The 7291-nt window shown below is 71.0% G+C and carries 6 protein-coding genes; 1 reads left to right on the forward strand and 5 read right to left on the reverse strand.

The window, feature by feature from the left end; genetic code table 11:
• Window positions 1-73: 73 nt before the first annotated feature.
• The 3 genes from CNO22_RS10385 to CNO22_RS10395 are packed head-to-tail and all read right to left on the reverse strand — an operon-like array spanning window position 74 to window position 3608.
• Entirely contained in the window at window positions 74-1000 is a 927-nt protein-coding gene (locus tag CNO22_RS10385; protein ID WP_100499294.1) for an ABC transporter permease, read from the reverse strand.
• On the reverse strand, window positions 997-1953 hold the full coding sequence (locus CNO22_RS10390; RefSeq protein ID WP_100499295.1) for an ABC transporter permease: 957 nt from the start codon (window positions 1951-1953) through the stop codon (window positions 997-999). Before CNO22_RS10390 ends, CNO22_RS10385 begins: the two co-directional genes overlap by 4 nt.
• Complete coding sequence (locus tag CNO22_RS10395) at window positions 1953-3608, reverse strand: ABC transporter substrate-binding protein (RefSeq protein WP_198588232.1); 1656 nt, start codon at window positions 3606-3608, stop codon at window positions 1953-1955. The genes CNO22_RS10390 and CNO22_RS10395 overlap by 1 nt, the downstream gene beginning before the upstream one ends.
• Window positions 3609-3981: 373 nt before the next feature.
• Between CNO22_RS10395 and CNO22_RS10400 the strand changes: the two genes are divergently transcribed.
• Entirely contained in the window at window positions 3982-5535 is a 1554-nt protein-coding gene (locus CNO22_RS10400; RefSeq protein ID WP_100499296.1) for an amidase, read from the forward strand.
• A 98-nt stretch (window positions 5536-5633) separates the two neighbouring features.
• Here CNO22_RS10400 and CNO22_RS29960 read toward each other — a convergent pair whose 3' ends face one another.
• The gene (locus tag CNO22_RS29960) at window positions 5634-6041 is read right to left on the reverse strand and encodes a TIGR03086 family metal-binding protein (RefSeq protein ID WP_100499297.1); all 408 of its coding nucleotides are present in this window, start codon (window positions 6039-6041) and stop codon (window positions 5634-5636) included.
• Between the two features lie 1031 nt (window positions 6042-7072).
• The gene (locus tag CNO22_RS30095; RefSeq protein WP_408609697.1) at window positions 7073-7204 is read right to left on the reverse strand and encodes a three-helix bundle dimerization domain-containing protein; all 132 of its coding nucleotides are present in this window, start codon (window positions 7202-7204) and stop codon (window positions 7073-7075) included.
• Between the last annotated feature and the right edge of the window lie 87 nt (window positions 7205-7291).

The following is a 7291-nucleotide window of genomic DNA, read 5'->3' on the forward strand; positions in this document are numbered from 1 at the left end:
GTGCCTCCTCCTGCCGCCGGCCCGGCGCCGGCCCGAGGGCGCGCGCCGGTACCCGATGGCGGTCTGTGCTGGCTCAACTGGTCTGCTTGTGCGGGTCGAGGGCATCGCGCACGCCGTCCCCGATCAGGTTGAAGGCGAGGGCGGCGACGAGGATGACGATCCCGGGGATCGTCGCCACGTGGCCGTAGCCCTCGAGCAGGACGCTGCGGCCGTCACTGGTCATGACGCCCCAGTCCGGGGCCGGTGGCGTGACGCCGACGCCCAGAAAGCTCAGGCCGGCAGCCAGCACGATCATCAGACCGCACAGGCTGGTGCCGTAGACGACCAACGGGGAGAGCACGTTGGGCAGCAGCTGCTGGCGCAGGATCTGCCCCTGGGTGGCGCCGGCCGCCCGGGCCGCCTCGACGTACTCCTTGGCCGACTCCTGGACGGTGGCCGTGTACACCACCCGGGCCATGTAGGGGACCATCGTGATGCCGATGGCCAGCATCACGTTGAGCAGGCCCGGGCCGAGGACCGCCGCGATGGCAATGGCCAGCAGCACCACCGGGAAGGCGAACAGCACGTCGAGCACGCGCATGACCGCGTCGCCCACGCGCCCACCGAAGTAGCCGGCGGACATCCCGATCAGCAGCGCGATCGGCCCGGCCACCAGGACCGGCAGGACCGCCACGGTCAGCGAGTAGCGACCGCCGTGGATGAGCCGGGACAGGATGTCCCGGCCCTGCCCGTCCAACCCGAGCAGGTGCCCGGCAGTGCCGATGCCCTCCAGCCGCTGGGTGGCGTCGCCCTCCAGCGGGTCGTAGGGCGCGATCAGCGGGGCGAAGACCGACACCAGGGCGAGGACGAGCAGCACGCCGATGGAGATGACGGCCGCCTTGTCCCGCCGCAGCGCCCGCCACATCAACGCCGGCTTGGACCGGCGCTTGACGGCGGAGGCGACCGCGTCGACCGACGGGACCGGGCTGAGCGCGGTCCCGTCGAGGGTGGTGGAGCTCATCGGACGGCCTCCCGGGTACGTGGGTCGAGCAGCGCCACGACGATGTCGGCGACGAGGTTGACGACGACGAAGACCACCGCGATGAACAGCACGCCGGCCTGGATGATCGGCATGTCGTTGGCGGTGATCGAGGTGTAGAGCTGGCCGCCGAGGCCCGGCCAGCTGAAGACCACCTCGATGAAGATGACGCCGCCCAGCAGGTAACCGACCTGGAGGCCGACGATGTTGACGATCGGCGGCAGTGCGTTGCGCAGAGCGTGCCGCCAGACGATCTGCCGCTCGGAGACGCCGTTGGCCCGCAGCATCCGGATGTGGTCCTGCTGCAGCGCCTCCACCATCACGCTGCGGGTGAGCCGGGCGATGACGGCCGTGGGCACGACCGCCGCCGTGGCCGCCGGCAGCACCAGGTGCAGCAGCAGATCCCCGAACCCGCCGGGGTTGCGCACGTCGTACATCCCCGACGTCGGCAGCCACCCCAGCTGCAGGGCGAAGATGCTGATCGCAACCAGCGCCGCCCAGTAGACCGGGACACTGGCGCCAGCCAGGGACAGGAACATCGCGCCACGGTCGAACAGCGAGTACTGGCGGGTGGCCGCCAGCACCCCCAGGGGGACGCCGACCACCAGGCAGATCACCAGCGCCCCGGCGGCCAGGATGATGGTGTTGCCCAGCTTGGGGAAGACGATCTCGGTCACCGGCTGGGCCATCACGAGCGAGTTGTTGAGGTCGCCCCGCAGCAGCCCCCCGAGGTAGTCGAGGTACTGGTTGACCAGCGGCTGGTTCAGGCCGAGGTCCTGCCGCACCGCGGCGATGGCCTCCGCGGTGGCGGTCGGGCCCAGCAGGGTTCGGGCCGGGTCCCCGGGGACCAGCTGCATGATCAGGAAGACCAGCAGCGAGACCCCCAGCAGGACCAGGACCATGCCCCCCAGGCGACGGAGGAGGTAGCCGGCCATCAGGACAGCCACACCGTCTTGAGGTCCCACCACTCCTCACTGGGGTTCACGAACCCCTGTACGTCGCCGGAGAGCACGTAGGGCGCCTTGTCGTTCACGATCGGCGCCAGCGCCGCGTCCTGGTCGATCATCTGGGCCGCCTGGCGCCACAGCTCGTCGGCGGTGGCCTCGTCCGTGGCGGTCGCCGCCTGCTGCATCAGTGCGTCCAGCTCGGGGTTGCTGTAGTGCCCGACGTTCGAGCCGTTGGGCGCCTGCAGACTCGAGTTGGTGACGATGTTGATCCAGTAGGGCGTGGTCATCCCCCAGGACATCTGCCCCATGCCGGTGCCGGGCGGCAACCCTTCGGCCCACTTGCTGAGGTACGAGATCCACTCGGTGGTGTCGAGCTGCACGTCGATCCCGACCTTGGCCAGGTCCTGCTGGATGTACTCGGCCATCGGGACCGGCACGATCTGCCCGGAACCGTCGACCGAGGTCATGAGGGTGGTCGAGAAGCCGTCCGCGTAGCCGGCCTCGGCCAGCAGCTGCCTGGCCCGCTCCGGGTCGTACGCGTAGGTCTCCTGGTTCTCCTGGTAGGCCGAGTTGGCCGGCGGCAGCACGCTGTAGGCGGGGTTGACCGTGCCGCGGAGCAGGTCCTCCGCCATGCCCTCCCGGTTGATCGCGTAGTTGACGGCCTGCCGCACCCGGACGTCGGAGAAGATCGGGTCGGTCATGTTGAAGCTGAGGTACCAGAGGTGCGGCGCGTTGCTGTAGTCCACGGTGAAGCCGGCCTCCTCGAGGCTGGCGACGCTGTCCGGGGAGGGGACGGAGATCATGTCGACCTCGCCGGCGCGCAGGGCGGAGACCCGGGTGGAGGGATCGGGCAGCGGACGGAAGACGACCTGGTCCAGGTAGGGCTTCTCACCCCAGTAGTCGTCGTTGCGCTCGAGCGTGATCCGCTGACCCCGGACCCGGTCGACGAACCTGAACGGGCCGGTGCCGGTCGGGTGGTCGGCGATCTCGTCGTTGCCGTACTGCTGCAGCGCCGTCGGGCTGATGATGCCCGTCGACCCGCCGCCGCCCTGGGTGAGCAGCCTCAGGAACGGAGAGAACGGCTGCGTGAGGGTCATCTGCACGGTCATCGGGTCGGTGGCGGTGACCGAGGCCAGGTGCTGCCAGACGAACACGGTCTGCCCGGCGGAGCGGGCGTCGTAGTACTCGAAGCCCGGGTCGGTCATCCGCCGCACGTTGAACACGACCGCGTCGGCGTTGAACTCGGTCCCGTCGTGGAACGTGACCCCGTCGCGCAGGTGGAACGTGTAGGTGAGGCCGTCGGGCGAGATGTCCCAGGACTCGGCCAGCCCGGGGACGATCTCCGGGATCGGGGCCTCCTCGGAGCTCTTCGTCAGGTCCTCGTCGACGAGCGCCTCGTACATCTGCCGGTTCACGCGGTAGGTGACCCAGCCGCCGGCGCGGTGGGGGTCCAGGACGTCGGTGTCGGACTCGATCCCGATCGCGAGGGTCCCCCCGCTCTGCGGCTCGCCGGCCGCTCCCCCGCCGGCATCCGCGGACCCGCCGCAGGCGCTGAGTAGCACGGCGAGGGCAGCCAGGGCCGCGCCCAGCCGCCCGCGGGGCGGACGGGTGCGGAGTCGGCGACTGTCGTTCTGTGGCAGCAAGGGGGAATACCTCCGTCAGGGCAGCTCGAGACAGCGTGCGAGAAGGGCGATCAGGCGTCCTCGGGCACCATTGGCGGACGACCGGGACGGACGCTAAGGAGCGGATGTTGCCGCCGCATTTCTGTTCCGGAACAACTTGGAACGGTGCGGCGGTCACCCATTCCGGTGATCGATTTCACAAAGTGGCCGCCTGTCCGGAGCGACGAACTTGCTGGTAGATCGTGCTGTCTTCGGGGCGCGAGGCCGAAGGCGGACGAGGATGCGGCTGCCTGTGAGCACTTGTCCGCTCCTCCGACAATGGTTCGGAACCCGCCGGAACAACGACTTCTTAGCGTTGGGGCGTCCGAGCAGTTCCCGCTGGAAAGGTGCACTCGTGGCTGTTGCGCGACCGACCCCTGACGATCTGGCCCGTCTCGCCGAGCGGTTCCACTTCACGCTCGACGAGAAGGAGCAGGCGACCTACGGGGCGATTCTGGAAGGAGGGGCCTTCGCCGGGTACGACACCCTGGACGCCATGGAGGCGCCGGTACCGGCGACGTCGTACCCGCGGGGCCCCGGGGGGCGCCCTTCCGAGGCCGACAACCCCTACGGCGCCTGGTACGTCAAGACGCGCATCGAGGGCGCGCCCGACGGCCCCCTGGCGGGCAGGACCCTGGCGGTCAAGGACAACGTGTGCGTGGCCGGGGTGCCGATGATGAACGGCACGGTGGCGCTGGAGGGGTACCTGCCCGAGGCCGACGCCACGGTCGTCGAGCGGGTGCTCGACGCCGGCGGCACGATCCTCGGCAAGTCGGTCTGCGAGCACCTGTGCTTCTCCGGGGGCAGCCACACGTCCGACACCGGCCCCGTGCGCAACCCCTACGACCTGACCCGGTCCGCCGGTGGTTCCTCCAGCGGGTCCGCCGTGCTCGTGGCCGCCGGCGAGGTCGACATGGCCATCGGCGGCGACCAGGGCGGATCGGTGCGGATGCCGGCCGGCTGGACCGGGATCTACGGGCTGAAGCCGACGTGGGGCCTGGTCCCCTACACCGGCGCGATGCCCATCGAGCCCACCGTGGACCACCTGGGGCCCATGGCCCGCACCACCGCCGACGTCGCCCTGCTGCTCGGCGTCCTCGCCGGGCCCGACGGGTTCGACCCCCGGCAGGGCGGCCCGCAGTCGGCACCGCCCCCGTTGCCGTCGTACACCGACGCGCTCACCGGAGACGTGACCGGGCTGCGGCTGGCCGTCGTCCGGGAGGGCTTCGCCATCGCCGGGCTGTCCGAGCCCGAGGTCGACGCGGCGGTGCGCGACGCCGTCACCCAGCTGGCCAAGCTGGGCGCCGTCGTCGAGGAGGTGTCCATCCCCTGGCACCCGATGGTGATGCCGGTCTGGAGCGCTGTCGCCAGCGAGGGCATGGCCAACACCATGATCACCGGGAACGGCATGGGCACCGGGTGGCGTGGCCGCTACACCACCGGGCTGCTGGAGCACTTCGCCCGCGGCCGCGCCGAGCACGCCCAGCAGTTCTCCCCCACCGTCAAGCTCACCCTGCTGGCCGGCCAGTGGATGCTCAACACCTACGGCGGCGCCTACTACGCGAAGGCGCAGAACCTGATCGGCACGGTGCGGGCCGCCTACGACGAGGTGCTGCGCGACCACGACCTGCTGGTCATGCCGACGCTGCCGATGGTGGCCACCGAGATCCCCGCCCCCGACGCCTCGATCGAGGAGGTCTGCGCGCGGGGACTGGAGATGATCGTCAACACCGCGCCCTTCGACGTCACCGGCCACCCCGCGATGAGCGTGCCCTGCGCCATGGCCGGCGGCCTTCCGGTGGGGATGATGCTGGTCGGCAGGCACGGCGACGAGGCGACGATCCTGCGCGCTTCCGACGCGTTCGAGCGTCAGGTGTTCGCGCCCCCACCGCCGCCGGCGGTCGTCTGACCGGCGGGCAGGCCGGGGTCAGGCCGGCGGGCGTCAGCCGGGGTCCCGGCCGGTGAGGCCGAGCAGCCGGTGCAGCGGCGGGGCGTCGTCCGGCACGGTCACCGGCGGGCCGAACAGGCCCGGCTGCTGCGGCCCGCCGCGACCTGCTCAGCGAATCCCGTGCACGCCTTCACCGACGACGGGTCGGCCTTGTAGTCCTGACCGGTGGCGACGGCGAGGTCCCAGCCGTGCACCAGCACCTCATTCAGCGCCACGGTCGCCGCGACGTGCGCCGGCATGGTGATCCCGCCGGCCTCGGCGGTCCCGTCCCAGTCCTGCGGACGGCGCCACGCGGCCACCAGGTCGTCGAGATACGCCGATATCCGGGTGCGCCAGAGCGTCCGCGGACGCCGTCGGGGCGCCCGGACCGGCGTCTTCTCGACGGCTCGTCTCGGCGCACAGCCGCCGGCGGTGGCGACGTCCCGCAGGGGATCCCGTGTGGGACGCGGGCGCCGTGCTTCCGGGATCGTGTGGGCGTCGCCGTAGCAGGTTTGGCTTGCGAGACGACCCGGCTCAAGGACGGCGGATGAGAGCCTCCATCAGACCCGGCGCGGGACACGGCGGTCTGGAAGCCGGAATGAGTGAGCGGATCACCTGGGAACCCTGCCCCAGCTGCGGACGATCGGCCGCTGTCGGCTGGGCCGGCCAGCATCCGGTCGAGTTCGACTGCCCGAACGACTGTCCGGTCAGCGACGCCGAAGTGGCCCATTGGTATTCGGCCCAGGAGGCATCACGCCGTGACCGTCGAAGGAGAGGATGCCCGTGAGTTGCCTCGCCGGGGAAAGGCCACGAGTGTGAAGGTCCCACGGCGGTGTGTCAGCGCGGCGCCCCAGTACGTCAGAGAACGACCGGTGACACGCGGAGCGCGTCGCCAGCGCCGGTCCATCTCCGACCGGTCACCGCAGGGACGGCTGGGACGCGCGGTCCTCTGACCTCCGGGGTCGGGGGCGTGACCGGGCGCGTCGTCCCAGAGGCGGTGACCGCTTACCTACGGTTCGCTCATGTCTCGCCATGCACCCCACCCGGCCGTCGCGGCCCGGAAGATCCCCGCGGTGGTTGAGGTCTTCCACAGTGCGACGTGGCGGCCCGCCACCATCGTGAGCTGGCGCATCGACGACGACGGCCTCTACCGCGCCCTGGTGCGCCTCGGGTGGAGGGATGTGGCCAGACGGCCTGAAAGGACCCGGGATCGCTCCGGGTCGCGCAGCAGGCGGACGGCGACGAGGCGCAGCGGATGAGTGCGGTCGGCTGGGCCGGCTCCGCACCGCCGCGGGGCCGGCAACACTCGTCAGCCGATGACCGCCGGTGGGGTGGGGAGCAGGCGACCATGCGCCTGCCACTGGCCATTGCCGTGTCTCCGTCCCGTGGTCGGCACGAGGACGAGCGGTCCGGCCGCTAGCGCACCGATCGGTCACGTGCGCCAGCAGTGACGAGTGGCGCGTCCGGTCCGGCCGTCACCGTTGGCGTTCGCCCCGGTCCGCTCCCGCGGTGCGGTCGGTCACCAGTCGGCCATCCTGAGCCGTCGTAGCGAGTCAGCGGCCGCCCGCTCGAGCAGGATCGGAACGAAGTGCTCGACCCGTGCACCGGCCAGCCGTGCGTGCGCAACCCGGACCGATGCCTGAGAACGCATCTCATAACCGAGTCACCGCGCCAGGCGCCGGGACATGGTCATGATCATCGCGATGTAGACCATCGCTTCGGCATGTTCGGGCCGGGT

This window comes from Geodermatophilus chilensis, from assembly GCF_002802985.1.
Taxonomy (GTDB): Bacteria; Actinomycetota; Actinomycetes; order Mycobacteriales; family Geodermatophilaceae; genus Geodermatophilus; species Geodermatophilus chilensis.

What these genes read in the sequence shown, in the direction of transcription:
- CNO22_RS10385 (WP_100499294.1), bottom strand. Translation starts at nt 1,000, where the DNA reads ATGAGCTCCACCACCCTCGACGGGACCGCGCTCAGCCCGGTCCCGTCG.
- CNO22_RS10390 (WP_100499295.1), bottom strand. Translation starts at nt 1,953, where the DNA reads ATGGCCGGCTACCTCCTCCGTCGCCTGGGGGGCATGGTCCTGGTCCTG.
- CNO22_RS30095 (WP_408609697.1), bottom strand. Translation starts at nt 7,204, where the DNA reads ATGCGTTCTCAGGCATCGGTCCGGGTTGCGCACGCACGGCTGGCCGGT.